Consider the following 26,107-nt stretch of genomic DNA (forward strand, 5'->3'; position numbering starts at 1 on the left):
CGGCCCGTCCTCTTTATACGGATTCATGGCAAAAGCTCCTTATTCCGCCCAGGCACAGGCGTTGCCGCACCGGATGTCGAAGCTCCTCACGGAGATCCGCTGGATTCTCCAGGTCGCGCTCTGCGCCTTTCTGGTGATGGCCCTGCTGAGCTACAGCCGGCGCGATCCGAGCTGGACGCACGCGGCCCAGGTCGATCACATCTCGAACTGGGCCGGCCGCGTCGGCGCGTGGACCGCCGACATCATCCTGCTGCTGTTCGGCCTGTCGGCCTACTGGCTGATCGTGCCGCTCGGGCGGCGCATCGCCGTCAACTACCGCCGCATCACGCGTCACGAGGCGATTCCCGACGAACCGGAGCGGCCGATCGGCTGGCTCACCGAAATCTTTGCGTTCGTGCTGGTCGTGCTCGCCTGCGACGGCATCGAGGCGTTGCGCATGTGGTCGCTGAAGGTGCAGTTGCCGCGCGCGCCGGGCGGCGTGGTCGGCGAGGCCGTCGCGGGCGCGATGTCGCATGCGTTCGGCTTCACGGGCGGCACGCTGCTGCTGCTGATCGCGCTCGCGATCGGCCTGTCGCTGTATTTCCGCTTCTCGTGGCTGTCGGTGGCCGAGCGCGTCGGCGGCGCGATCCTGTCCGCCGTCAACGTCGCGAAGCTGCGCCGCGAGGCCGAGCGCGACCGCAAGCTCGGCGAGGCCGCGGCGGTGCGCCGCGAAGGCAAGGTCGAAGAGGAGCGCGTGCGCATCGAGGATCACGAACCGGTGACGATCGTGCCGCCGGTCGTCACGCCGGCGAAGTCCGAGCGCGTCGAGCGCGAGCGCCAGGTGCCGCTGTTTACCGACCTGCCCGGCGATTCGACGCTGCCGCCGGTGTCGCTGCTCGACCCGGCGCCGAAGACGCAGGAAGCGATTTCCGCCGATACGCTCGAATTCACGTCGCGCCTGATCGAGAAGAAGCTGAAGGACTTCGGTGTCGAGGCGAGCGTCGTCGCCGCGTATCCGGGCCCGGTCGTCACGCGCTACGAGATCGAGCCGGCCACCGGCGTGAAGGGCAGCCAGATCGTCAACCTCGCGAAGGATCTCGCGCGTTCGCTGTCGCTCGTGTCGATCCGCGTGGTCGAGACGATTCCCGGCAAGAACTACATGGCGCTCGAGCTGCCGAACCAGCGCCGCCAGACGGTGCATCTGTCCGAGATCATCGGCTCCGAGGTGTATGCGGCCGCGCCGTCGGCGCTGACGCTGAGCCTCGGCAAGGACATCGGCGGCAAGCCGGTGTGCGCGGATCTCGCGAAGATGCCGCACTTGCTCGTGGCCGGCACGACCGGCTCGGGCAAGTCGGTCGGGATCAACGCGATGATCCTGTCGCTGCTGTACAAGGCCACCGCCGAGCAGGTGCGCCTGATCCTGATCGATCCGAAGATGCTCGAAATGAGCGTCTACGAAGGCATTCCGCACCTGCTGTGCCCGGTCGTCACCGACATGCGCCAGGCCGGCCATGCGCTGAACTGGACGGTCGCGGAGATGGAGCGCCGCTACAAGCTGATGAGCAAGCTGGGCGTGCGCAACCTCGCGGGCTACAACAACAAGATCGACGATGCGGCCAAGCGCGAGGAGAAGATTCCGAACCCGTTCAGCCTGACGCCGGACGATCCCGAGCCGCTCGGCCGCCTGCCGAACATCGTCGTCGTGATCGACGAGCTGGCCGACCTGATGATGGTCGTCGGCAAGAAGGTCGAGGAACTGATCGCGCGGATCGCGCAGAAGGCGCGTGCGGCCGGCATCCACCTGATCCTCGCGACGCAGCGCCCGTCGGTCGACGTGATCACGGGCCTGATCAAGGCGAACGTGCCGACGCGGATCGCGTTCCAGGTGTCGTCGAAGATCGACTCGCGCACGATCCTCGACCAGATGGGCGCCGAATCGCTGCTCGGGATGGGCGACATGCTCTATCTGCCGCCGGGTAGCGGGTTGCCGGTGCGCGTGCACGGCGCGTTCGTCGCCGACGACGAAGTGCATCGCGTCGTCGAGAAGCTCAAGGAGCAGGGCGAGCCGAATTACGTCGAGGGCCTGCTCGAGGGCGGCACCGCCGACAGCGACGAGGGCTCGGCCGGTGCGGGAACCGGCGAAGGCGGCGGCGAGTCTGATCCGCTGTACGACCAGGCGGTCGAGATCGTCATCAAGAACCGCCGCGCGTCGATCTCGCTCGTGCAGCGTCATCTGCGGATCGGCTACAACCGCGCGGCGCGGCTGCTCGAGCAGATGGAGCAGTCGGGGCTCGTGTCGGCGATGTCGTCGAGCGGCAACCGCGAAATTCTTGTGCCGGCGCGCGACGCGGAATGAGTCCGCGGCGCCCGCAGCGCCGGCCACCCAGGGAGAAAACCGCAATATGCAGCAACTTTCGTTCGTCCCTTCCCTTCGTTCGACGCGGCGCTGGCTCGGCGCGGCGCTCGCCGGCGCATCGCTGATGCTCGCGGCGACGCACGCGTTCGCGGGCGGCACCGAGCAACTGAAGGCCTTCGTGTCGCAGGTGCGTTCGGCGAAGGGCGATTTCACGCAGCAGATCGTCAAGGCGCCGGCCAAGGGCGCGAGCGCCGCGCAGGCCGCGCCGAAGCCCACCGACAATTCGAGCGGCACGTTCGTGTTCGCGCGGCCGGGCAAGTTCATCTGGACGTATCAGAAGCCGTACCAGCAGGTGCTGCAGGCCGACGGCGACAAGCTCTACGTGTACGACCGCGACCTGAACCAGGTCACCGAGCGCAAGCTGAACGGCGCGCTGGGCGCGAGCCCGGCCGCGATCCTGTTCGGCAGCAACGATCTCGACAAGAGCTACACGCTGCGCGATGCGGGCGAGAAGGGCGGCATCGAGTGGCTCGAGATGCTGCCGAAGGCTCAGGACACGCAGTTCCAGCGGATCGGCATCGGCTTTCGCAACGGCACGCTCGCCGCGATGGAGTTGCACGACGTGTTCGGCAACGTCACGCTCTTGACCTTCACGAACATCCAGACGAACCCGTCGCTGAAGGGCGATACGTTCAAGTTCGTGGTGCCGAAGGGGGCCGACGTGATCAACGGCTGACGTTCGTTGCGCCGTTTTCCCGACACGGGCCTGCCGTCAACGGCAGGCCCGTGTTGTTTGGGGACGCGTGTAACGGGCGCGTGCAACAGACGCGTGTAACGGACGCGTGTAACAGGCGCGTGCAACAGACACGAGTACCGGCGCGGGCACCAGACGCGTGTACCAGCCCCGGCGGCGCGCTCGCGCGGCTGTCATAATGTCGGGTCCGGCGGCCGGTTCGGCCGCTACCGTTTGATGTGGAGCGAGGGTTCATGTCCGACCTGTTTCAAGTCGAGCCGCGCCGCCCGCTCGCCGAGGCGCTGCGGCCGAAAACGCTCGCCGAGGTGATCGGCCAGACGCATTTGCTGGGCGAAGGCAAGCCGCTGCGGCTCGCGTTCGAATCCGGCAAGCCGCATTCGATGATCCTGTGGGGGCCGCCCGGCGTCGGCAAGACGACGCTCGCGCGGCTCACCGCGCTCGCGTTCGACTGCGAGTTCATCGCGCTGTCCGCGGTGCTCGGTGGCGTGAAGGACATCCGCGAGTCGATGGAGCAGGCGAAGGACACGCTGAACCGCACCGGCCGCCACACGATCCTGTTCGTCGACGAGATCCACCGTTTCAACAAGGGGCAGCAGGATGCGCTGCTGCCGTTCGTCGAATCGGGCCTCGTGACCTTCATCGGCGCGACGACCGAAAACCCGAGTTTCGAGGTCAATTCGGCGTTGCTGTCGCGGGCGCAGGTGTACGTGCTGAAGTCGCTGAACGACGACGAGATGCGCCAGTTGCTCAAGCGCGCGCAGGAAATCGCGCTCGACGGCCTCGCGTTCGACGACAAGGCGGTCGATACGCTGATCGGCTATGCGGACGGCGACGCGCGCCGCTTCCTGAACCTGCTCGAACAGGCGCAGACGGCGGCGACGTCGGCCGGCGTCGCGACGATCGATGCCGATTTCGTCGGCAGCGCGATGACGCTGAATGCGCGCCGCTTCGACAAGGGCGGCGACAACTTCTACGACCAGATTTCGGCGCTGCACAAGTCGGTGCGCGGCTCGAGCCCGGACGGCGCGCTGTACTGGTTCTGCCGGATGATCGACGGCGGCGCGGATCCGAAGTATCTCGCGCGGCGTATCGTCCGGATGGCGTGGGAAGACATCGGCCTGGCCGACCCGCGCGCGCTGCAGGTGGCGAACGACGCGGCCGAAACCTACGAACGCCTCGGCTCGCCGGAAGGCGAACTCGCGCTCGGGCAGGCCGTCATCTATCTCGCGTGCGCGGCGAAGAGCAACGCCGGCTACAACGCGTTCAACCAGGCGATGGCGTTCGTGAAGCAGGACAAGTCGCGCGAGGTGCCCGTGCATCTGCGCAATGCGCCGACCAAGCTGATGAAGGAACTCGGCTACGGCCACGCCTATCGTTACGCGCACGACGAGCCGAACGCGTACGCGGCCGGCGAGACGTACCTGCCGGACGGGATGCGCGAGCCGCGCTGGTACCAGCCGGTGCCGCGCGGGCTCGAATCGAAGATCGCCGAGAAGCTCGCGTGGCTGCGCGAGCTCGATCGCGAGGCCGGCAAGAAGGACTGATCGAACTGATGGCGCCGCGCGGGCCGGTTCGATCCGCGCAGCCGTGGACGCATCAGCGCTTGCGGCCCGGCTGCTGTCTCTTCCAGTATTCGAACGGCTCTTCGTGGCATTCGATGTCGAGTTCGGCGACCCGCGCATGCAGGCGTTCCTGCGCGTCGGCGATCGCGAGGTTGTAGATCGCGGGTGCGATCTCCTGAATGAAGAAATGCAGCAGCGCGCCGGCCTGGATGTTGCCGATCGGCTCGTCCATGTTTTCCGTGAAATAACGTTGCAGCGACGTGATCGCGCGGTCGCGCACGTCCTTGTCGAGTTCGATGGTCATCGGATTCCTTCGCGTGCTGTGACGCGGAGCTGGCGCTCCGCCTGATACGGTTGCCGCCCGCCGGGGCGGACATGTTGCGATCCGTCATGACGACGCGCGCGGCAATTCGCCGTCCGCCGATGCGGCGGACAGGCAACGCGATACTGCCATGGCCGGCCGTTTGCGGCATTGTCCGTCCGGCCAACGCCGTGGCGGCCGCGGGGTGCGTTAGAATTCCCGTCTTACACAACGATTTTCCAAGTCCTCCCATGCTCGACATCCAGTTGCTGCGCAAAGACCTCGACGGCGTCGCCAAGCGCCTCGCCGATCGCGGCTACACCCTCGACGTCGCAGCGTTCTCCGCCCTCGAAGCGGAACGCCGTGCGATCCAGACCCATACCGAAGAGCTCCAGGCGCGCCGCAACAGCCTGTCGAAGCAGATCGGCGCGATGAAGGGGAAGGGCGAGGACACGTCGGCCGTGATGGCCGAGGTCGGCGGGATCGGCGACGCAATGAAGGCGTCGGAAGCCAGGCTCGGCGACATCCAGGCGCGCCTGTCGGAGCTGATGCTCGGCATGCCGAACGTCGCGCACGAAAGCGTGCCGGTCGGCAAGGACGAAGCCGACAACGTCGAGGTGCGCCGCTGGGGCACGCCGCGCCAGTTCGACTTCGCGGTGAAGGATCACGTCGACGTCGGCACGCCGCTCGGCCTCGATTTCGAGACGGGCGCGAAGCTCGCCGGCGCGCGCTTCACGATGCTGCGCGGCCCGATCGCGCGCCTGCACCGCGCACTCGCGCAGTTCATGATCGACACGCACACGCAGCAGCACGGCTATACCGAAACGTACACGCCGTACATCGTGAACCCGGAGATCCTGTACGGCACCGGCCAACTGCCGAAGTTCGCGGACGACATGTTCCGCGTCGAGAAGGGCGGCGAGGAGAACAAGGTCACGCAATACCTGATCTCCACGTCCGAGATTTCGCTGACGAACACCGTGCGCGAGTCGATCGTCGACGCATCCGCGCTGCCGATCAAGCTCACCGCGCATTCCCCGTGCTTCCGCTCGGAAGCCGGGTCGTACGGCCGCGACACGCGCGGGATGATCCGTCAGCACCAGTTCGACAAGGTCGAGATGGTGCAGGTCGTCGCGCCCGAAACGTCGTATGCGGCGCTCGACGAGATGGTCGGCCACGCGGAAGCGATCCTGCAGAAGCTCGGCCTGCCGTACCGCGTGATCACGCTGTGCACGGGCGACATGGGCTTCTCGGCCGCGAAGACGTTCGACCTCGAGGTGTGGCTGCCAGCGCAGAACACCTATCGCGAAATCTCGAGCTGCTCGAACACCGAGGCGTTCCAGGCGCGCCGGATGCAGGCGCGGTTCCGCAACGCACAGGGCAAGCCCGAACTCGTGCACACGCTGAACGGTTCGGGTCTGGCGGTCGGCCGGACGCTCGTCGCGGTGCTGGAGAACTACCAGAACGCGGACGGCTCGGTCACGGTGCCGGAAGTGCTGCGTCCGTACATGGGCGGCATGGAGCGTATCGACGCGCCGGCGCAGGCGTCGTAACGCGGCCGTTCGGCGCCTTCGCAAAAAATTTGCAAAAAGGGCTTGTCGGCCACGAAGAGATCGTCTTATAATCTTTTTCTCGCGGAAACGACCAGCCGCGAAATGCAGTAAGGAAGGAGAGGTGGCAGAGTGGTCGAATGTACCTGACTCGAAATCAGGCGTACGGTTTCCCCGTACCGTGGGTTCGAATCCCACCCTCTCCGCCAAAATACGAAGCCCCTTGATCCGGAAGGATCAAGGGGTTTTTCGTTTTGGGTCGCCGGTGCAATGTGCCGATTGCCGATGCAGTGACAGCGGGCGGGCTACCGGCGCATCGGATCGTGCGGATGCCGATAGCAGCGCGATCGTGCCGCATCTTCAATGCAGGCTCGCTGCATGGACGACGACTACCACCGCTAGTGCCGCACCGACTGTCGGAAGTCCTGACGGTTGTTGCATTGCTGCCTCCCGTCGTCACGGGGCCATGTTCCTGCTGCCGGAAACGGTGTGACGGGCTCGCTTCGGCACCGCGCGTGCGAAACCGGACGCCGGCGCCCGAACCGTTTCAAGCGGTGCCCGCCGGTTTCCACACCGTCCTCGCCGAACCGTCACGCCCCAGCCGGATACTGCGCCAGCACCTTGTCTCGGATCGACGGCTTGATGTTCGATTGCGCCATGTCGCCGCGATAGTGCGCGACGACACGCGGGTTCATCACGCGATACCAGAGCGGCGGCACGTACGCGAGCAGGATCATCGTCGCGTAGCCGGCCGGCAATTGCGGCGCATCGTCGAAGTGGCGCAGCGCCTGGTACGAGCGCGTCGGATTCGCGTGATGGTCGGCGTGCCGCTGCAACTGGTACAGGAACAGGTTCGTGACGACGTGATTGCTGTTCCACGAATGCTGCGGCGTGCAGCGTTCGTAGCGGCCGCTCGGCAGCTTGCGGCGCCCGAGCCCGTAGTGCTCGACGTAGTTCACCACTTCGAGCAGCGAAGCGCCGTAGACGGCCTGGATCACGAGGAACGGGATCACGATCTTGCCGGCCATCGCGATCGCGATGCCCCATACGACCGCGGTCATCGCCCATGCGTGCAGTACTTCGTTGCGCCACGTCCAAGGCGAACGCCCGAGGCGCTCGAGGCGGGTTTTTTCGAGTCGCCATGCCGAGCGGATGCTGCCCGTTACCGTGCGCGGCAGGAACGCCCAGAACGATTCGCCATAGCGCGCGCTGGCCGGGTCCTCGGCGGTCGCGACGCGCACGTGATGGCCGCGGTTGTGTTCGACGTAGAAGTGGCCGTACGCGACCGGTGCGAGCGTGATCTTCGCGAGCCAGCGTTCGAAGCGGTCGGTCTTGTGCCCGAGCTCGTGCGCGGTATTGATCGAGATGCCCGTCGCGGCGCCGAGCGACAGCGCGAAGCCGACATAGTCGTACCACGCGAGCGCGTGCGTGCCGACGATCCACACGCACATGAAGAACGCGACGTATTCGACGAAAGTCGCGAGATAGACGATGTACCGGTAATAGCGTTCGCGCTCGAGGTGCGGCACGACGGCCTCGGGCGGATTGTCGCGATCGTCGCCGATGAGCGTGTCGAGGATCGGGATCACGCCGAACGCGAACAGCGGACCGAACCACCAGAACACATGGAAGCCCGTCGACCGCGCGAGCTGCGCGGCGAGGATCGGCAGCGTGATCGTCAGCGCGCCGAGCAGCCACAGGTAACGCTTGCCATCCGACCAGCCCGAAGCCGATCCGTCGGTCGTTGCCATTGTCTCCCTCCAGCCGGCCGGCCCGCAGGCGACCGCATGCAAGATCTTCGAATCCTCGTGGTCCGCGACGCGCGCGGCGGCCCCCGGATCGTCGCCCGGATCTGCCTGTTATACGACCGGCGTGCGCGCTTGCCAAACCCCCGCGCTAGGCGTGATGCTCCAAACGGCGGAGCATGCGCCACGCGCGTATCGAAGCGCCCAGACGCGCCGATTGAAACATGCAGGTAGGGGCGAATCTGTCCGTGGGGTTGGCGCGTTCGTCAGATGAATGGCCCGGCGCGTGATGCGCGCATGCCGATGCGATGGGACTGCAACAAATGTTGCATCGCAATAAGAAGGCCGGCGAAGTATTGCTGCAGCGCGTGTTTCGTTTGCTTGTATTACGTCGCATTACGGCCGCGGCAAGGCAATGGAACGCGGCTCGAAACCGGAGGGCCGCGCATCGCAAGGAGAACGAGGCGAAACGCGGGATCACGACAGCACATTTACCGTCCAACAATCTGCGCCGATGCATCGATGCTGCACGTGCACACCGATCAGCGCGGGCCGTTGCCGATGACCTCCGCCGCCTTTCGATCCGCGCCGCCGTTTGAAAATTACGATTTGACTCATGCCCCGCTTTCGGTTGAAGCTACTAGCTTGCTGTCCGAAGGGGGCTGTGCCTGCATGAGTTCGACCTTGACCGTTCGTCGTATCGCTGCCGATCAGGGCGGCGTGTATCGCGAACTCCGCGCTGCATCGCTGCGTGAGCCCTACGCGCCCGGCGAAGCGCCGGAGGCCGAATTGCTGACCGTCGAAACGGACGCAGCGTCGGCGATCGCCGCGCAGCGCGCCGTGTCCGACGAGTCGACGACGTTCCTGCTGTACACCGAAGGCCATCCGGCCGGCATGATCGGCGCGTATTTCGACAACACGCCCGATCGGCGCGCGTTCGTCAGCGAACTGTGGGTCGCGCATGCGGTGCGTCACCTGCGCGGTGGCGTGCTGCTGCTGGAGACGGCCACTGCATGGCTCGCCGAGCGCGGCGCCACCGACGTCTATGCGTGGATCGCCGATGCGAACCGCAACGCGATCCGTTTCTACGAGCGTGCGGGTTTCGGCAACACCGGCGAACATGCGCCGATCGCGCGGATGCCCGGCGCGATGAAATCGCTGTTCGTGTCGCAGGTGAAGCACTGACGCTATCCCGACACGCCAGCCGGGCGGCGCGATGACAGCGCGATCGGCCGCTGGCCTGCCCGCCTGCCGGTTGCGCGTCCGCCCGGGCCGCCGCAACCCCGAGTCCCAAAAATAATGGCCGCACGCGTGGACGCCTGTAAAATACGCAAAAAATTTTTGCAGAGTGTCCATGTCGCTTAAAAAATCGCCATTCTTCGAGCTGCGCAGCGGATCGGTCGATACGTTGCTGTTCACCGTGAAGACGACCGATCTCGATGCGTTGCGTGCCGAACTGGTCAAGCGCTTCGAAGCGACTCCCGAGTTTTTTGCCGACGATGTCGTCGCGATCGACGTCCGCCGCCTGGCTGACGGCGAACGCGTCGCGCTCGCGGACATCCGCCAGATGCTGAACGACGTGCGGATGCGTCCGGTGGGCGTCGTCGCGCTGGCTACGCAGGGCTGGGCGGGGGAAGCCGGCCTGCCGTTGCTGGAGGCGCGCGATCGCCGCGCGCCGGCCGCGAAACCTGCCGACGAAGCGGAACCGGCGGCCGTGCCAGCCGTCGACACCGCCGCCGCCGGGGAACCCGAAGCGGCGCCCGAACAGTCGCCGGAACCCGCGCCGGCGCTCGGGCAAGCCGGCGCGCAGACGCTGGTGATCGACCGGCCGTTGCGTTCGGGGCAGCAGATTTACGCGAAAGGGGACCTCGTGGTGCTCGCGCCGGTCAGTCACGGCGCGGAGATCATCGCGGAAGGCAATATTCATATCTACGCGCCGTTGCGCGGCCGTGCACTCGCCGGCGTGCACGGCAATCACGACGCGCGCATTTTCTGCACGTGTCTCGAACCGGAACTGATTTCGATCGCGGGTATCTATCGAACCACCGAGAACCCGCTGCCCGCCGACGTACTGGGCAAATCGGTGCAGATCCGGCTCGAAGAGGAAAAACTGATGATCGAACCGCTGCGCCTGACGTAATCCACGCGGTGCGCTCCGGATCGATCGGCTCTCATTGACGAACACAGGGTATTGGGTAAATGGCAAAAATCATCGTGGTGACCTCGGGCAAGGGCGGCGTGGGCAAGACGACGACGAGCGCGAGCTTCGCGTCGGGTCTCGCGCTGCGCGGCCACAAGACGGCCGTGATCGACTTCGACGTCGGCCTGCGCAACCTCGATCTCATCATGGGCTGCGAGCGTCGCGTCGTGTATGACCTCGTGAACGTGATCCAGGGCGAAGCGAACCTGAACCAGGCGCTGATCAAGGACAAGAAGTGCGAGAACCTGTTCATCCTGCCGGCGTCGCAGACGCGCGACAAGGATGCGCTGACGCGCGACGGCGTCGAGAAGGTGCTGAACGACCTCGTCGCGATGGACTTCGAATACATCGTCTGCGATTCGCCGGCCGGTATCGAAGCCGGCGCGCTGCACGCGATGTACTTCGCGGACGAAGCGCTGATCGTCACGAACCCGGAAGTGTCGTCGGTGCGCGATTCGGATCGCATTCTCGGCATCCTGTCGTCGAAGACGAAGCGCGCGACCGAAGGCAAGGAGCCGATCAAGGAACACCTGCTGATCACGCGTTACAGCCCGAAGCGCGTGAGCGAAGGCGAGATGCTGTCGCTCGAGGACATCAGCGAGATCCTGCGCATCAAGCTGATCGGCGTGGTGCCCGAGTCGGAAGCCGTGCTGCACGCATCGAACCAGGGTCTGCCGGCCGTGCATATCGACGGTACCGACGTCGCCGAAGCGTACAAGGACGTCGTCGCCCGCTTTCTCGGCGAGGACAAGCCGCTGCGCTTCACCGATTACCAGAAGCCGGGCCTGCTGCAGCGCCTCTTCGGCAGCAAGTAACGGAGGCCGCCCATGTCCATCCTTTCGTTTCTCCTCGGCGAGAAGAAGAAGTCCGCATCGGTCGCGAAGGAGCGCCTGCAGCTCATCATCGCGCACGAGCGGGTCGGCGGCCGGCCGCCGGCCGATTACCTGCCGGCGCTGCAGAAGGAACTCGTCGCGGTCATCTCGAAGTACGTCCATATTTCGGACGATGACATTCGCGTGAGCCTCGAGCGCCAGGACGATCTCGAAGTCCTCGAAGTGAAGATCGAGATTCCGCAAGCCTGACGCTTGCGCGTGTCCCTCCGCACGGCGGCGCCCGCCGCCGTGCGCGTCTTACGCCCTGTTGCACTTTCGGGCACGCCGTAACACGGCGCCTGTCGGCCGTCATCCCCCGTCGCGCATTGAACGAATACGCTCGCGTAACTTGTTCAACCAGGAGGTTGTGATGGCTGTCTCTACCGTTTCACGTCGTCTCGTTTCGCTCGCGCTGTTCGCCGCGGGCCTGTCAGCCGTCGTCGCGCCGCTTGCCGCGCATGCGGACGAAATTCTCGTCGGCACGCCCGTGATCGCGCCGCAGGGGCGCATGGTCATCGCCGAGCCGGTCGCCGTGCGTACCGAGGAAGTCGTCGTCGTCGCGCCGAATGCGCCGCCGCCCGTGCGCTACGAGGTCGTACCGGCCACGCGCGTGGGCTACGTGTGGGAGCGCGGGCACTGGCGCTGGGACCATGGCCGCTACGTGTGGATCGGCGGTCACTGGGAAACCGAACGCGTCGGCATGCATTGGGTGCCGGGCCACTGGGATCAGCGCGGGCCGAACTGGTTCTGGACGCGTGGCCACTGGGCTTGAGGCAGGCGTGCGATGAAAAGAACCGCAATCGCCATCGCGCTCGTCGCGATCACGCTGGCCGGGTGCATCGTCGTGCCGGCGCGGCCGGTCTACTACCGGCCGGCGCCCGTCGTGATCTATTGAGTGTCGCGCGGGCCGGGCTGGGCCGGGCCGTCTGCGCCGGTCGCAGCCGGCGGCCCGGTATCGTCCGACGCCGGTGTCGGCGCGGCGCGGTCGGCCACCGCCGCGGCGGCCGGCTCGTCGCCGCCTTCGTCGCGCAGCGTATCGAGCGGGTCGGCGGGGGCCGCGTTTTCATCCTGGGGTTCGGCAACGTTGCTCGCGGTGGCTGCCGTCGCCGCAGCGGCCGCGACGGGGGGCGCGAGATAGCGCTGCGCAAGCGTTTCGTAGAGCGGCGGCGCGAAAAAGCGCGAGACCCGGCTCGATACCAGCGCGGTCGCCATCAGCGAAATCACGAGCGCATGCCCGTTGATCATTTCCATCACGATCACGAACGACGTGATCGGCGACTGCGTAACGGCCGCCAGATAGCCGACCATCGCGAGTGCGATCAGCATCGGCAGGCTCATGTTGCTGAACACGGCGTGCAGCAGGTTGCCGAAGCCGGCACCGATCGACAGCGACGGCGCGAAGATCCCGCCCGGGATGCCCGGCAGGTACGACGCGACCATCGACACCATCTTCAGGAACGGATAGAACACCGACAGTTGCTGACTGCCGTCGAGCAGGCCGCGCGCCTCGGCATAGCCGCTACCGAACGTCGTGCCGCCGGATACGAGCCCCACGACGGCGATCACGAAGCCGCACAGCGCGGCGAACCTGATCGGCCGCTCGCGATACAGGCCCAGCAGTTGCGCGGGTAGCCAGCGCCCCGTATTGAGCAGCAGCCAGCAGAACAGGCCGCCCGCGATGCCCGTCACGATCGCGGTGACCAGCACCGCCACCGCCAGCAGTTTCGGGAAATGGAGGCCGGCGTTGATCGTGCCGAAATACGTGTAGTTGCCGTTCAGCCCGAGCGCGACGACGCCGGCGAGGATGATCGCGGTGATCAGTACGCCGCTGGCGCGCGCGGAGAAGCTGCGAGTCAGTTCCTCGATCGCGAACACGATGCCGGCGAGCGGCGTATTGAACGCGGCCGACAGCCCGGCTGCCGCGCCGGCCAATACGAGCTGGCGTTCGATCTGCGCGTTCGAGCGCGGGTAGAAGCGCCGCAGGTTGAACATCAGCGCCGCGCCGACCTGCACGGTCGGCCCTTCGCGGCCGATCGTGAAGCCGCCGAGGATGCCGAGGAACGAGATCAGTACCTTGCCGAACAGGATGCGCAGCGTCAGCAGGCGGGCGCCGAACGCGCTCGGCCGCGCATGCAGTGTCGCGATCACCTGCGGGATGCCGCTGCCCTCGGCGCCGCGGAAGAAGCGGCGCGTGATCCATGCCGACAGCGCGGCGATCGCCGGCGTCAGCAGCAGCGGCAGCCACACGGCGTGATCGCGCATCGCGCGGAAAGTCTCGTAGCCCCAGTCGATCAACCGGGCGTACAGGACGGCCGCGAGCCCGACGACGATCGCCCCGAGCCAGAAAACACCATATTGGCGCCAGATTCGCAGCGAGCGGCGGGTGAGGGCGGGAAACAGCGCGGGAAGGGCGGGGCGCGGCATTGGCTCGGGCCGGAGGGCAAAGAGGGAATTATAAAAAGAACCGGATGCCAGCGGGGGACCGCGGAAGCCGATAGGGAATGACAAAAATCCACAAAAGAGATGCAATTTGTTGCAAATGTAATGCTCGCGTAATGTCTGTACATAGCAAGCGTCGTTAGCATGCCAAGATAACCCGTCGAGAACCCCGCCAATCGTGAAACGCATCCTCATCGTGAAAGTGACGTCGCTCGGCGACGTCGTCCAGACGCTGCCTGTCGTCGCCGACCTGCATCGCGCCTTCCCCGGCGTGACGGTCGACTGGGCCGTCGACGAATCGTGCGCGGAGGTCGTACGCTGGCATCCGGGCGTGAGCGCCGTCCTGTGCGCGCCGCTGCGCCGCTTCAAGAAAATGCGCAATGTCGGCGACCTGAAGGCGATCTCGGCATCGATCGGTGCGTTGCGTGCGCATCGTTACGATGCGGTCATCGACCTGCACGGCGTCTACAAGAGCGCGATCATTTCGTCGCTGGCGCGTGCCGCGCGCCGTGTCGGCTACCAGACGCAGGATCTTGGCGAAACGGGCGCGCGCTTCGCGTATTCGCACCGTTTCGGCCCGCGGCCGGACTGCGACGCATGGCACGGGATGCGCGTGAGTGCCGGCGAAGCGCTCGGCTACGTGCCCGAAGGGGCTGCCGCGTACGGCATCGTCGCGCCGCAGGATGCGAGCCTGCCCGCGGCCGTGACCGACGGCGGGCCGTTCATGCTGCTGTTCCATGCGACGTCCAACCCCGACAAGAAGTGGCCGGCCGAACACTGGGCCGCCCTTGCCACGGAGATGATGGCGCGCGGCGTGCGCGTGTTGCTGCCGTGGGGATCGGCGGCCGAGCACGACGATGCGCGGGATATCGCCGCTCGTGCGCCGGGCGCGATCGTGTTGCCGGCGATGACGGTGCGCGAGCTGGGCGCGGCGCTGGGCCGGGCCGCGCTCGTGGTGGGGGTCGATACGGGGTTCGTGCACATGGCGCACGCGTTGCAGCGGCCGACCGTGATGATTTTCGTCGCGACGTCGCGCCACCATTGCGGCATCGGCGGCGCGCCGCATGCGCTGTCGATCGGCGAGCCGGGCGCGATGCCGACCGTCGACGAGGCGCTGGACGCGATCGATACGGTCTGCCCGGCCTACGGCACGTTGCGCGCGCGGCTGTCCGCCTGACGCGGCGCGGCGGCCGTGGTCAGGCCAGCAACATCTCGACCGTGACGACGGCGGCGATGGCCGCCAGATTCGCCAGCAGCGCCTCGAACACGACGCCGCGCCAGGTCTTCGGCCGGAACCGTAGCGCGAGCAGCAGCGCGCCACCCAGCGCGAGCGCGAGGATCACGACGAGATCGGCATTGGCGAGGCGGATATTCATGGCGGCGGCTCCTGTCGGGGCGGGATATCCGGGCGCGCGACGACGCGCCCAGGATCGAGTATAGAGCGCGCCCGCCGCCGTACAACCCGGGTCGCCCCGGAGGGTCAGACGAGCGACGCGTCGCGCGTTTCGCGCATCAGCAATACGCCGATCAGGCTGATCGCCGCCGCGACCGACACGTAGCCGCCGACCCACGACAGCCCGCCGCGCGCAGCCAGCAGTTGCGCGATATACGGTGCGATCGACGCGCCGAGAATCCCGCCGAGGTTGTACGCGACGCCCGCGCCCGTATAGCGGACGTTGGTCGGGAACAACTCCGGCAGCAGCGCGCCCATCGGCGCGAACGTCACGCCCATCAGGAACAGTTCGATCGTCAGGAACAGCGCGACGAGCGACATCGAGCCGCTGCCGAGCAGCGGCGCCATCGCGAACCCCGACAGCAGCGCGGCGAGCGCGCCGGCGACCAGCACCGGCTTGCGGCCGAAGCGGTCCGACGCCCATGCGGACAGCGGCGTCGCGAGCCCCATGAAGACGACCGCGAAACACAGCAGGCCGAGGAAGCTCTGGCGCGGAATATGCAGCGCCGACACGCCGTACGACAGCGAGAACACCGTCGAGATATAGAACAGCGTGTAGCAGACGACCATCGCGAGCGCGCCGAGCAGCGTCGGCTGCCAGTGCTGCGTGACGAGCGTCGCGACAGGCACGCGCACGCGCTCGTTGCGGTCGAGCGCCGCCTGGAACGCGGGCGTTTCGGTGATCTTGAGCCGCACGTACAGGCCGAGCGCGACGAGCACTGCGCTGACGAGGAACGGGATGCGCCAACCCCAACTGCGGAACTGCTCGTCGGACAGCGACAGCGCGAGCGCGAAGAACAGCCCGTTCGACATCAGGAACCCGACCGACGGCCCCAGTTGCGGGAACATCCCGAACCAGCCGCGCTTGCCGTGCGGCGCATGCTCGGTCGCGAGTAGCGCCGCGCCGCCCCATTCGCCGCCGAGGCCGATCCCCTGGCCGAAACGCAGCACGCACAGCAGCACCGGCGCGAGCGTGCCGATCGCGTCGTAGCCGGGCACGAAGCCGATTGCGGTGGTGGACACGCCCATCACGAGCAGCGAGGCGACGAGCGTCGACTTGCGGCCGATACGGTCGCCGAAGTGTCCGAACAGGAACGAGCCGATCGGGCGCGCGATGAACGCGATGCCGAAGGTGACGAATGCGGACAGCGCCTGCGCCGTTGCGGAGCCGTGCGGAAAGAACACGGGGCCGATGACGAGCGCGGCGGCCGTTGCGTACACGTAGAAATCGTAGAACTCGATCGCGGTGCCGATGAAGCTCGCGAACACGATGCGCCGATGGCTGACGGCGCCGGCCGAACCGCTTGCGTGTGCAACGGCCGGGGGGGATGCGGACATGGATGTCTCCGTTTTGTCGTTGGGGCAGCCGGCTGAGCGTGCGTTCGGCAGGCGACGGCCTGCCGGGCGCTGCCGGGCAAATGATCGATGCGGATGACGCGATGGCGGCGTGGACGCGCGCCGTGGCGCGGACGTCACCCGCCGGTCGACGATGGAGACGGGTACGTCGCCGCCGCCCGGTGCCGGCGTGGTCGGCTCGCTTGCTGGGTGCGGCGCGCGAACGCACGCGCGGCGTGATGGCCGCGCGAGTGCGGAAAATTATAGCCAGCAGCGCCGTGCACCGGCAATCGGGCCGCGGCGGCGCGTCAGTCGATCGACTGCGCCTGCGCGGACGCGGTGCTTTGCAGCTGGAAGTGGCCGTCGTCGTTGAAGAGCCAGCCTTCCATCAGTTCGAGCCGGCCGTTGCCGTCGAGCAGCCGTGACGGCGGCGCCGGCAGCGGCGCCGAGCGGCGCAGCGACGCGAGCGCGAGCGCTTCCGCCTCGCTGTCGCCGTTGCTGCGATAGACGGACGCGTTGATCACGCGGCCGCTGCCATCGACGGTGAAGGCCACGACGACGAGCGAGCGCAGCATGGCCTGCGGCGTGCCGTGCAGCATGCCGGACGGATTGCGCTCGGCGACGCGATGCGCGACCTCGACGCGATACTGGTCGAGCGTGCCGCTGCGTATGACCGACGGAATCGTCAGGACCGAGCGTAGCGACGAAGGCGGCGTGATCGTGCACGCGGCGAGCAGGGCGACGACGGCTAGCGCAGCGACACGCAGCCGGACGACGCGCGGACGGAGAAGGGGGCGCATGACGGGATGGCCGGGAGGGACGATAGAAAAATGATAGGCGTACCGACGCGAGACGATATGGGGGGAAACGCATAGCGCGCGGGATCGGTTGCTGCGATCGCTGATGATGACGGCCGGGCGCCGCGTCGAGCGACGTGCATCGCGCGCGGTGCGTCGCGAGGTGACGCGACATGTGACAGCGTCAGCGATGGACGCGCATGTTGCAAGGTTGAAAGCCGCGGCACGCTGCGATCGTCCGGCCGCGCGGCGCGGCCAGCCGATGCGGCGACCTCGACCGGCCTTCCGCGCCATCGCCGGCGATGCTTTGCGGCCGCGTCAGAAGCCGTGCGTCACGAGCGACAGTACCGACAGGTCCGGGTGCGTGCCGTCGATGATGCTCTTGCCGACGTGCACGCCTTCGCGGGTCGCCTCGTCGAGGCTCGCGAAGCTCTCCTCGCCGTCCGCGTGGAACGGCACCGCATGGCCGGGCAGCGCGGGATTCACGCCCGGATGGCACACGTAGCCGGTGTAGGTATAGCGCGTGTCGCTGCCGGGCATCGCGGCCGGCACGACATGGATCTCGAAGCCTTCGTAATCGACGTGGTCCGTCGCGCTCGACAGGTCGGTCATGGCGATCTCCGTGTGCCGCGCGCACGGGTGGCGCGTGCGGCATCGAATACGCGGCGGCGTTTGTCGCCGTGTTGAACGAATTCTAGGTGATGGCGAGCGGGGTGGGGAGGCGTGCGGCGATGTGCGGCGGCATGCGCCCGGGCGCGCGTACCATGCCGATCCGGTGCCGATTCCTGAGCGCGATTGCGTTTCCGTTGGGCGCCGTGGTGCCGGTCGTCCTGCTGCTCGGCGTGCCGCAGCACGGCGCGAATGCTCGTCCGTCTCGACTGATGAACGTGTCGCGTCGCGACTTCATTACTTGCAGCGCGCGTCCTTGCGCTGCACGACGACGATCACCGGATATTTCTGGCCGTGATCGAGTTCCACGCGCGCGACGACGGTCAGCGTCGCCGGGTCGGAATCGTCGTATACGCTGACCTGTTCGTTGCGCAGATAGGTCACGCCGGTGCAGTTCGACGTGCGTCCGTCGTCACCCACCTTGCACTGAAGCTCGTTGTCCTTCAGGTAGTTGTATGGCGACGGGCTCGCGAGGTATTCGCTCAGGCCGCGCGGCGAACCGCCGACGCCGGTCACGTACGCGATCGCGCACGATGCTTGCGCGTCGCCGGAGGCAGTGTCGGCCGCTGCATGCGTGCTGACGGCAACCAGCAGCGCGGCGAGCGACGAGACGAGGAAGGGCTTCATGACGTGGGGTTCCCGTTTCGCGAATCGGAGCGCGGGATTGTAACGGCATCCGGCGCGACGTGTCGGCTCGTGCGGGGCGCACGCGTGCGACAAACAAAAAACCCCGTCATTCTGCGAATGGACGGGGTTCGGCGAATTTCCTGGCGGAAGCGGTGAGATTCGAACTCACGGACAGTTTCCCGTCGCTGGTTTTCAAGACCAGTGCCTTAAACCGCTCGGCCACGCTTCCACACGAGGCGGCATTGTAACCGAAATGCCGCCTCGTTCATTCGTTCAGTCGTCGCGCAGGAACAATTCCTGCAGGTCGTTGAGGAAACGCTGGCCGAGCGGCGTCGGCGCGATTTGCGTGAAATCGCGCGTGATCAGTCCGCGCCGTTCCGCTTCCTTCAATGCCGGCTCGATCGTACTCATCGGCAGGCCCGTGCGTTCCGCGAAGCTGTGCACGGGGAAGCCCTCGACGAGCCGCAGCGTGTTCAGCATGAACTCGAACGGCAGGTCGCGCGCGCCGACCTCACGCTCTTCCTGCACGGCCGTGCCGGCCTTCGCCTGTTCGATGAAGGTCGCCGGATGCTTGTAGCGCGCCTGCCGCAGGATCCGGTTCGGGAACGACAGTTTCGTATGGGCGCCCGCGCCGATCCCGAGATAGTCGCCGAAGCGCCAGTAGTTCAGATTGTGCTTGCACTGATGATTCGGCTTCGCGTACGCGGACACTTCGTAGCGCCCGTAGCCGGCTTCGGCCGTGCGCGCATGGATCCATTCCTGCATGTCGGCCGACGCGTCGTCGTCGGGCACGACGGGCGGGAATTTCGCGAACAGCGTATTCGGCTCGAGCGTCAGGTGATACAGCGACAGGTGCGGCGGCGCGAACGACAGCGCCGTCTCGATGTCAGCGCGGCATTCGTCGAGCGTCTGGTTCGGCAGCGCGAACATCAGGTCGAGGTTGAAGTTGTCGAAGTTCTTCGCGGCGATCTCGACGGCCGCGCGTGCCTGCGCGGTGTCGTGAATCCGGCCGAGCGCCTTCAGGTGCGCCTCGTTGAAGCTCTGGATGCCGACCGACAGGCGGTTCACGCCGCTTGCGCGGAACTGCGCGAACTTCGCGGCTTCGAACGTGCCCGGATTCGCTTCCAGCGTGATCTCGGCATCGGCGTCGAGCGGCAGCAGCGCGCGCACGTCGGACAGCATCCGGTCGAGGCCGGCCGCCGACAGCAGGCTCGGCGTGCCGCCGCCGATGAACACGGTATGCACCTGCCGGCCCCACACGAGCGGCAGCGCCTGCTCGAGGTCGGCGCGCAACGCGTCGAGATACTCGGCTTCCGGAAACCGTTCCCCTTTCCATTCGTGGGAGTTGAAGTCGCAGTACGGGCACTTGCGCACGCACCACGGGAAATGCACGTACAGCGCGAGTGGCGGCAGCGACGTGAGGCGCACCTGGCCGGGCGACGTGAAGGTCGCGACGACGCGTGCGCCGGTTTCCGCGGCCTGGCTCATGCGGCCTCCCGCTGCGAATGCGTGATGAAGACGATCATGCGGGTTCCTCTGCGAGCCGCGCGAGCAGCGCCTTCAGCGCGAGCGCGCGATGGCTGTGCGTGTTCTTGACGGCCGGCTCGAGTTCGGCTGCCGTCGCGCCGAGCGACGGCAGGTAGAAATACGGGTCGTAGCCGAATCCGTGCCCGCCGCGCGGCGTATCGACGATCTCGCCGGCCCAGCGGCCTTCGGCGAACAGCGGCTCGGGATCGTCCGCGTGACGCACGAGCGCGAGCACGCAGCAATAGTATGCGCGCCGGTCGTCGACGCCGCGCAGTTGCTCGACGAGGTACGCATTGTTCGCCGCGTCGCCCTTGTCGCGGCCCGCGCGCTGCGCGTAGCGCGCCGAATAGACGCCTGGTGCGCCGCGCAGCGCGCGCACGCACAGGCCGGAATCGTCGGCGATCGCCGGCAGCCCGGTGAGCCGCGACGCGTGGCGCGCCTTCGTCAGCGCATTCTCGATGAACGTGCCGAACGGTTCTTCCGCCGCGGGCACGGCCAGGTCGCCCTGCGGCACGATCTCGATGCCGACCGTGGAAAACAGCGCGGTGAATTCGCGCAGCTTGCCGGCGTTGTTCGACGCGAGCACGATGCGCGACAGCGGCGCGAGGGTGCGGTCGTCACGCATGGTTCGTGCCCAGGACAGCTTTCTGCAACTGCACGAGCTCGGCGATCCCGCCTTGCGCGAGGTCGAGCAGCGCATTCATCTCGGCGCGCGAGAACGGCACGCCTTCGGCCGTGCCCTGGACTTCGACGAAGCCGCCCGCGCCCGTCATCACGACGTTCATGTCGGTGTCGCAGCGCGAATCTTCCGCGTAGTCGAGGTCGAGCACCGGCGCGCCTTCGTACACGCCGACCGAGATCGCGGCGACGTGGTCGGTGATCGGCGAGCGCGCGAGCTTGCCGGCCGCGATCAGCGTCGACACGGCGTCGTGCGCGGCGACGAACGCGCCGGTGATGCTGGCCGTGCGCGTGCCGCCGTCGGCCTGGATCACGTCGCAGTCGATGTGGATCGTGCGCGGGCCGAGCGCCTCGAGATCGAACACCGCGCGCAGCGCGCGGCCGATCAGGCGCTGAATTTCCTGCGTGCGGCCCGTCTGCTTGCCGCGCGCGGCTTCACGGTCGCTGCGCGTGTGCGTCGCGCGCGGCAGCATCCCGTATTCGGCGGTCAGCCAGCCTTGCCCGCGCTCGCGCAGGAATTCGGGCACGCGCTCGGCGACGCTTGCGGTGCAGAGCACCTTGGTGTCGCCGAATTCGACCAGCACGGAGCCTTCGGCGTGTTTCGTGTAGTGGCGCGTGAGGGCGACCTTGCGCAGTTCGTCGGCGCGGCGGCCGCTCGGGCGGGAAACAGAAGACGTCATGGGGAAATCGCGGAAGGAGAGGAAACTCCGATTTTAGCGCCGAACGCCGCGCGCGCCCGGCGGGGTGTCCCGCAAAAATGGGATAATGCGCGCTTGCCGCCCCGCGCTTTGCGATGCGCCGGGCGCCTCGACATATCCCCCCCGCCCGCGAGGGCATCAGACGGCGAGACGAACCATGATCTACAGCATGACGGGCTACGCGAGCGCGACGCGCGAACTCGCGACGGCCACCGGCAACGGCGGCACCAGCGTGTCGGTCGAACTGCGCACCGTGAACTCGCGCTTCCTCGATCTCAATTTCCGGATGCCGGACGACGTGCGCGCGTGCGAATCCGCGCTGCGCGAAATGCTGATGAACAAGCTGTCGCGCGGCAAGGTCGACGTGCGTATCAACCTGCAGCGCGGCGAGCAGAGCATCGGCGCGGGCGCGCTGAACCAGTCGGCGCTCGGTCAGCTTGCCGAACTCGAACGCGCGGTGCTCGATTCGTTCCCGGGCGTCGGCCGCCTGCGCGCGGGCGAGATCCTGCGCTGGCCCGGCGTGCTCGCCGAGAGCGGCGTGTCGGCCGACGCGATCCGGGACGCGGTGCTCGCCTGCGGGAAGGAAGCGATCGGCGAGCTCGTCGTCGTGCGTTCGCGCGAAGGCGCGCAACTGGCGGCGATGCTGCTGTCGAACGTCACCGAGATGGAGGCGATCGTCGCGCGCATCACGCCGCTCGTGCCGGAGCTGATCGCGAAGCATCAGCAGAAGATCGTCGAGCGGCTGCAGGAAGCGCTCGGCCTCGCGGCGCCCGAAGGCGGCTCGACGGTCGTCACGCGCGAGGAAGCCGCGGAGCGCATCCGTCAGGAAGTGACGATGTACGGGATCCGGATCGACATCGCGGAAGAGCTGTCGCGGCTCACCGCGCACCTGAACGAAACGCGTCACGTGATCGAGAAGGGCGGCCGCGTCGGCAAGCGTCTCGACTTCATGATGCAGGAACTGAATCGCGAAGCGAACACGCTCGGCTCGAAGGCGGCGGCGAAGGAACTCGCCGACGCGTCGATGGCGCTGAAGCTGCTGATCGAGCAGATGCGCGAGCAAGTGCAAAACCTGGAGTAAGAGAGATGAAACGACCCCCACGCTCACTATGTTTGCTGCCCTCCGAGGGGGCGGCCCGGCGGAGGCTGTCATGACCGATTCCCATCGCGACGGCCACGCGTCGCATTCGCTGCACGGCGGCGTCTATCCCGGTAACCTGTTCATGGTCGTCGCGCCGTCGGGCGCCGGCAAGTCGACGCTCGTGAATGCGCTGCTGTCGAAGGACAGCGACATCTGCCTGTCGATCTCGTACACGACGCGCAAGCCGCGCCCCGGCGAGCAGGACGGCCAGCACTACCACTTCACGACCGTCGAGGATTTTCGCGCGCGTCACGCGGCACACGAATTCCTCGAGAGCGCGGAAGTGCACGGCAACTACTACGGCACGTCGCGCGTCTGGATCGAGGAGCAGATGCAGAACGGCCACGACGTGCTGCTCGAAATCGACTGGCAAGGCGCGTTGCAGGTGAAGAAGCAGTTCCGCAACGCGGTCGGCATCTTCATCCTGCCGCCGTCGCTCGACGCGCTCGAGGAGCGCCTGAAGAAGCGCGGCCAGGACGAGCCGAACGTGATCACGCGACGCCTGCTGGCGGCCGGCAGCGAGATCGCGCACGCGTCGGAAGCGGAATACGTGGTGATCAACGAGAATTTCGAGCGTGCGCTCGCGGAACTCGAATGCATCGTCGCGGCGACGCGCCTGCGTTTTGCTTCGCAGTACGCGCGACACACGGAGCTGTTCATCGAGCTCGGCATCCATCTGCCCCACGCGGAATGACGCGGGGCACGAGGGACATAAGGTAGAATAAGGACTATATTCAGAAGGAATCACCAACATGGCTCGCATTACCGTCGAAGACTGCCTGAAGCAAATCCCGAATCGCTTCGAACTGGCGCTCGCCGCCACCTATCGCGCGCGGCAGCTCGCGCAAGGCCATACGCCGAAAATCGAAAGCCGCGACAAGCCGACCGTCGTCGCGCTGCGCGAAATCGCTGCCGGCCAGGTCGGCGTCGAGATGCTGAAGAAGGTGCCGGTGTAACGCGCATCCGGCCCGTTCCAGCCATGTAGTCCACGCGCGCAACGACTCGACCTGGAGGCGAATATGAGCACCACCCCATCGTCCGCCTCCGCGGATCCGACCACCGAAGCCACGGCCCAGTCGCCTGCGCGCCAGTACATCGACGCGGTCCTCGAACAGTCCTTCCGGCATCTGTTCGGGCCGACCGCCACCCCGGAGCAGCCGCGCAAGCACGGCGTCGTTTCGATCGCGAAACTGACGGCCGCGCTTGCCGAGTATCTCGCTCCGGACGAAATCAAAGAGGTCAAGGCGGCGTTCCACTTCAGCGACGAAGCCCACCTCGGTCAATATCGCCAGAGCGGCGAACCCTACATCACCCATCCCGTCGCCGTCGCGGAAATCTGCGCCGGCTGGAAGCTCGACGCGCAGGCCGTGATGGCCGCGTTGCTGCACGACGTGATGGAAGACCAGGGCGTGACCAAGAACGAGCTGGCCGAGCGGTTCGGCCCGAAGGTCGCCGAACTGGTCGACGGCCTGTCGAAGCTCGACAAGATGGAATTCCGCAGCCGCGAGGAAGCGCAGGCGGAAAACTTTCGCAAGATGCTGCTCGCGATGGCGCGCGACGTGCGCGTCATTCTCGTGAAGCTCGCCGATCGCCTGCACAACATGCGCACGCTCGGCGCGGTGCCGATGGAAAAGCGCCGCCGCGTCGCGCGCGAAACGCTCGACATCTACGCGCCGATCGCGCACCGGCTCGGGTTGAACAACACGTATCGCGAGCTGCAGGACATGAGCTTCGCGAACTTCAACCCGCATCGCTACGCGACGCTCGAGAAGGCGGTGAAGGCCGCGCGCGGCAATCGCCGCGAAGTGATCAGCAAGATCCTCGAGGCCGCGCAGCGTGCGATGGCCGACGCGAAGATCGACGCCGAGATCACCGGCCGCGAGAAGACCATCTACAGCGTCTATCGCAAGATGCGCGACAAGCAGCTGTCGTTCTCGCAGGTGCTCGACGTGTACGGCTTTCGCGTCGTCGTCGACAGCCCGCTCGACTGCTACACGTGCATCGGCGCGCTGCACGCGCTGTACAAGCCCGTGCCGGGCAAGTTCAAGGATTACATCGCGATCCCGAAGATCAACGGCTATCAGTCGCTGCACACGACGCTCGTCGGCCCGTTCGGCGCGCCGATCGAGTTCCAGGTGCGCACGCGCAAGATGCACGAGATCGCCGAGGCGGGCGTCGCCGCGCACTGGCTGTACAAGAACGGCAGCGCCGATCTCAGCGACGTGCAGAAGCGCGCGCACCAGTGGCTGAAGTCGCTGCTCGACATCCAGAGCGAAGCGGGCGATTCGAGCGAATTCCTCGAGCACGTGAAGATCGACCTGTTCCCCGACGCGGTCTACGTGTTCACGCCGAAGTCGAAGATCATGGCGCTGCCGCGCGGTGCGACGGCGCTCGATTTCGCGTATTCGATCCACAGCGATCTCGGCAACCAGTGCGTGGCCGTGAAGATCAACAACGAGCTGCTGCCGCTGCGCACCGAGCTGAAGAGCGGCGACATCGTCGAAGTGATCACCGCGCCGTATTCGAAGCCGAATCCCGCGTGGCTCGGCTTCGTGCGTACCGGCAAGGCGCGCTCGGCGATCCGCCACTACCTGAAGACGATGCGCCTGAACGAGTCCGTGCAGCTGGGCGAGCGGCTCGTCGACCAGAGCCTGAAGGGCTATGGCCTCGCGCTGGCCGATGTCGAGCCGGAAGTGTGGGAGAAGCTCGTGCAGTGGACGGGCAACAAGAGCCGGCAGGAAATCTTCGCGGACATCGGCCTCGGCCGCCGCGTCGCCGCGGTGATGGCCAAGCGCATCGAGGTGCTGATGAGCGGCCGCGACGCGGACGACGATCTGCCGAAGTCCGAGCGGCATCCCGCGCATCATGCGCCGCCGGTCGTGATTACCGGCACCGAGGGGATGTCCGTGCAGTTGTCCGCATGCTGCCGGCCGATCCCGGGCGACGCGATCATGGGTTACATCGGCATCGGTCTGGGCATGGCGATTCATACGACGGATTGCCGTGTCGCGCAGCGCATCCATCGCCGCGATCCGGGCCGCTGGATCGATGTCGAATGGGCGCCGCAGCCGGGTCGCCTGTTCGATGTCGCGGTGAAGGCGCTCGTGAAGAACACGAAGGGCATCTTCGCGCGCGTCGCGGCGGACATCACGTCGGCCGACGCGAACATCGTCCATATCGCGATGGACGAGGATCTGACCCACGAATCGACGGTGCTGCGCTTCGTGATCCAGGTCAGCGACCGCGTGCATCTCGCGAACGTGATGCGGCGCGTGAGAACCAATCCGGATGTGATGCGGATCATGCGAGAGCGCTCGACCGACGACGGGGCACATGCGCGCCATGACGGTGGCATGCGCATCGAGCGCGAGCGGCAGGATTACTGACATTCACGCGCCCCTTCGCGGGGGGAATGCGGTGATCC

General features: G+C 66.8%; 24 protein-coding genes, 2 tRNA genes and 1 pseudogene. 15 read left to right on the plus strand and 12 right to left on the minus strand.

Annotated features, from left to right (window positions below):
* Positions 1 to 25 precede the first annotated feature (25 nt).
* The 3 genes and pseudogenes from WS64_RS03030 (at position 26) to WS64_RS03040 (ending at position 4,633) form a co-directional block, all read left to right on the plus strand.
* On the plus strand, positions 26 to 2,335 hold the full coding sequence (locus WS64_RS03030) for a DNA translocase FtsK (protein ID WP_060965690.1): 2,310 nt from the start codon (positions 26 to 28) through the stop codon (positions 2,333 to 2,335).
* 88 nt (positions 2,336 to 2,423) lie between these two features.
* Positions 2,424 to 3,071 (plus strand): annotated as a pseudogene (gene lolA, locus WS64_RS03035) (outer membrane lipoprotein chaperone LolA); the annotation flags it as partial.
* Between the two features lie 251 nt (positions 3,072 to 3,322).
* Positions 3,323 to 4,633, plus strand: coding sequence for a replication-associated recombination protein A (locus WS64_RS03040; RefSeq protein WP_059574119.1), 1,311 nt, complete (start codon positions 3,323 to 3,325; stop codon positions 4,631 to 4,633).
* 52 nt (positions 4,634 to 4,685) lie between these two features.
* Here WS64_RS03040 and WS64_RS03045 read toward each other — a convergent pair whose 3' ends face one another.
* Positions 4,686 to 4,955, minus strand: a complete 270-nt coding sequence (locus tag WS64_RS03045) for a DUF2164 domain-containing protein (protein WP_060965691.1) — start codon at positions 4,953 to 4,955, stop codon at positions 4,686 to 4,688.
* A gap of 248 nt (positions 4,956 to 5,203) precedes the next feature.
* Between WS64_RS03045 and serS the strand changes: the two genes are divergently transcribed.
* The gene (gene serS / locus WS64_RS03050; protein ID WP_059574117.1) at positions 5,204 to 6,505 is read left to right on the plus strand and encodes a serine--tRNA ligase; all 1,302 of its coding nucleotides are present in this window, start codon (positions 5,204 to 5,206) and stop codon (positions 6,503 to 6,505) included.
* A 115-nt stretch (positions 6,506 to 6,620) separates the two neighbouring features.
* Positions 6,621 to 6,711, plus strand: a tRNA-Ser gene (locus tag WS64_RS03055).
* 381 nt (positions 6,712 to 7,092) lie between these two features.
* On the opposite strand, the gene WS64_RS03060 is transcribed toward WS64_RS03055, so the two are convergent.
* Complete coding sequence (locus tag WS64_RS03060; RefSeq protein WP_060965692.1) at positions 7,093 to 8,253, minus strand: alkane 1-monooxygenase; 1,161 nt, start codon at positions 8,251 to 8,253, stop codon at positions 7,093 to 7,095.
* 555 nt (positions 8,254 to 8,808) lie between these two features.
* On the opposite strand from WS64_RS03060, the gene WS64_RS03065 reads away from it, so the two are divergent.
* From WS64_RS03065 to WS64_RS03085, 5 genes are all read left to right on the plus strand, one after another.
* Positions 8,809 to 9,432 (plus strand): GNAT family N-acetyltransferase, encoded by a 624-nt coding sequence (locus WS64_RS03065; protein WP_226093718.1) that lies wholly within the window; start codon positions 8,809 to 8,811, stop codon positions 9,430 to 9,432.
* A 169-nt stretch (positions 9,433 to 9,601) separates the two neighbouring features.
* A complete protein-coding gene (minC, locus tag WS64_RS03070) occupies positions 9,602 to 10,387 on the plus strand; it encodes a septum site-determining protein MinC (protein WP_060965693.1) in 786 nt (261 codons plus the stop codon).
* A 59-nt stretch (positions 10,388 to 10,446) separates the two neighbouring features.
* Positions 10,447 to 11,262: a septum site-determining protein MinD gene (minD, locus tag WS64_RS03075; protein WP_006476635.1), complete on the plus strand. Its 816-nt coding sequence runs from the start codon at positions 10,447 to 10,449 to the stop codon at positions 11,260 to 11,262.
* A 12-nt stretch (positions 11,263 to 11,274) separates the two neighbouring features.
* Complete coding sequence (gene minE / locus WS64_RS03080; RefSeq protein ID WP_006476634.1) at positions 11,275 to 11,529, plus strand: cell division topological specificity factor MinE; 255 nt, start codon at positions 11,275 to 11,277, stop codon at positions 11,527 to 11,529.
* A 160-nt stretch (positions 11,530 to 11,689) separates the two neighbouring features.
* Complete coding sequence (locus tag WS64_RS03085; protein ID WP_060965694.1) at positions 11,690 to 12,091, plus strand: YXWGXW repeat-containing protein; 402 nt, start codon at positions 11,690 to 11,692, stop codon at positions 12,089 to 12,091.
* A gap of 116 nt (positions 12,092 to 12,207) precedes the next feature.
* Here WS64_RS03085 and WS64_RS03090 read toward each other — a convergent pair whose 3' ends face one another.
* Entirely contained in the window at positions 12,208 to 13,743 is a 1,536-nt protein-coding gene (locus WS64_RS03090; protein WP_060965695.1) for a chloride channel protein, read from the minus strand.
* 193 nt (positions 13,744 to 13,936) lie between these two features.
* Between WS64_RS03090 and waaC the strand changes: the two genes are divergently transcribed.
* The gene (waaC, locus tag WS64_RS03095; RefSeq protein WP_060965696.1) at positions 13,937 to 14,935 is read left to right on the plus strand and encodes a lipopolysaccharide heptosyltransferase I; all 999 of its coding nucleotides are present in this window, start codon (positions 13,937 to 13,939) and stop codon (positions 14,933 to 14,935) included.
* Positions 14,936 to 14,954: 19 nt separating this feature from the next.
* Here waaC and WS64_RS03100 read toward each other — a convergent pair whose 3' ends face one another.
* The 9 genes from WS64_RS03100 to rph form a co-directional block, all read right to left on the minus strand.
* Entirely contained in the window at positions 14,955 to 15,134 is a 180-nt protein-coding gene (locus WS64_RS03100; protein WP_059638893.1) for a hypothetical protein, read from the minus strand.
* Between the two features lie 104 nt (positions 15,135 to 15,238).
* Positions 15,239 to 16,549: an MFS transporter gene (locus WS64_RS03105; RefSeq protein WP_060965697.1), complete on the minus strand. Its 1,311-nt coding sequence runs from the start codon at positions 16,547 to 16,549 to the stop codon at positions 15,239 to 15,241.
* Positions 16,550 to 16,854: 305 nt separating this feature from the next.
* A complete protein-coding gene (locus WS64_RS03110; protein WP_059574109.1) occupies positions 16,855 to 17,346 on the minus strand; it encodes an energy transducer TonB family protein in 492 nt (163 codons plus the stop codon).
* A gap of 315 nt (positions 17,347 to 17,661) precedes the next feature.
* Positions 17,662 to 17,955, minus strand: a complete 294-nt coding sequence (locus WS64_RS03115; protein ID WP_060313063.1) for a hypothetical protein — start codon at positions 17,953 to 17,955, stop codon at positions 17,662 to 17,664.
* A 294-nt stretch (positions 17,956 to 18,249) separates the two neighbouring features.
* A complete protein-coding gene (locus WS64_RS03120) occupies positions 18,250 to 18,639 on the minus strand; it encodes a hypothetical protein (RefSeq protein ID WP_059638897.1) in 390 nt (129 codons plus the stop codon).
* A gap of 141 nt (positions 18,640 to 18,780) precedes the next feature.
* Positions 18,781 to 18,868, minus strand: a tRNA-Ser gene (locus WS64_RS03125).
* Between the two features lie 44 nt (positions 18,869 to 18,912).
* On the minus strand, positions 18,913 to 20,127 hold the full coding sequence (gene hemW, locus WS64_RS03130; RefSeq protein WP_060313069.1) for a radical SAM family heme chaperone HemW: 1,215 nt from the start codon (positions 20,125 to 20,127) through the stop codon (positions 18,913 to 18,915).
* Positions 20,128 to 20,161: 34 nt separating this feature from the next.
* A complete protein-coding gene (gene rdgB / locus WS64_RS03135; protein WP_060965698.1) occupies positions 20,162 to 20,791 on the minus strand; it encodes an RdgB/HAM1 family non-canonical purine NTP pyrophosphatase in 630 nt (209 codons plus the stop codon).
* The gene (gene rph / locus WS64_RS03140; RefSeq protein ID WP_060965699.1) at positions 20,784 to 21,524 is read right to left on the minus strand and encodes a ribonuclease PH; all 741 of its coding nucleotides are present in this window, start codon (positions 21,522 to 21,524) and stop codon (positions 20,784 to 20,786) included. The genes rdgB and rph overlap by 8 nt, the downstream gene beginning before the upstream one ends.
* Before the next feature lie 175 nt (positions 21,525 to 21,699).
* On the opposite strand from rph, the gene WS64_RS03145 reads away from it, so the two are divergent.
* The 4 genes from WS64_RS03145 to WS64_RS03160 all read left to right on the plus strand — a co-directional run bounded on the left by WS64_RS03145 (position 21,700) and on the right by WS64_RS03160 (position 26,069).
* On the plus strand, positions 21,700 to 22,623 hold the full coding sequence (locus WS64_RS03145) for a YicC/YloC family endoribonuclease (RefSeq protein ID WP_060965700.1): 924 nt from the start codon (positions 21,700 to 21,702) through the stop codon (positions 22,621 to 22,623).
* A gap of 70 nt (positions 22,624 to 22,693) precedes the next feature.
* Positions 22,694 to 23,377: a guanylate kinase gene (gene gmk, locus WS64_RS03150; protein ID WP_059574102.1), complete on the plus strand. Its 684-nt coding sequence runs from the start codon at positions 22,694 to 22,696 to the stop codon at positions 23,375 to 23,377.
* A gap of 58 nt (positions 23,378 to 23,435) precedes the next feature.
* Entirely contained in the window at positions 23,436 to 23,639 is a 204-nt protein-coding gene (gene rpoZ, locus WS64_RS03155; RefSeq protein ID WP_006025620.1) for a DNA-directed RNA polymerase subunit omega, read from the plus strand.
* Between the two features lie 63 nt (positions 23,640 to 23,702).
* The gene (locus WS64_RS03160; RefSeq protein WP_027783823.1) at positions 23,703 to 26,069 is read left to right on the plus strand and encodes a RelA/SpoT family protein; all 2,367 of its coding nucleotides are present in this window, start codon (positions 23,703 to 23,705) and stop codon (positions 26,067 to 26,069) included.
* The last annotated feature ends 38 nt before the right edge of the window (positions 26,070 to 26,107 follow it).

The sequence above is a fragment of the Burkholderia anthina genome, assembly GCF_001547525.1.
GTDB lineage: Bacteria > Pseudomonadota > Gammaproteobacteria > Burkholderiales > Burkholderiaceae > Burkholderia > Burkholderia semiarida.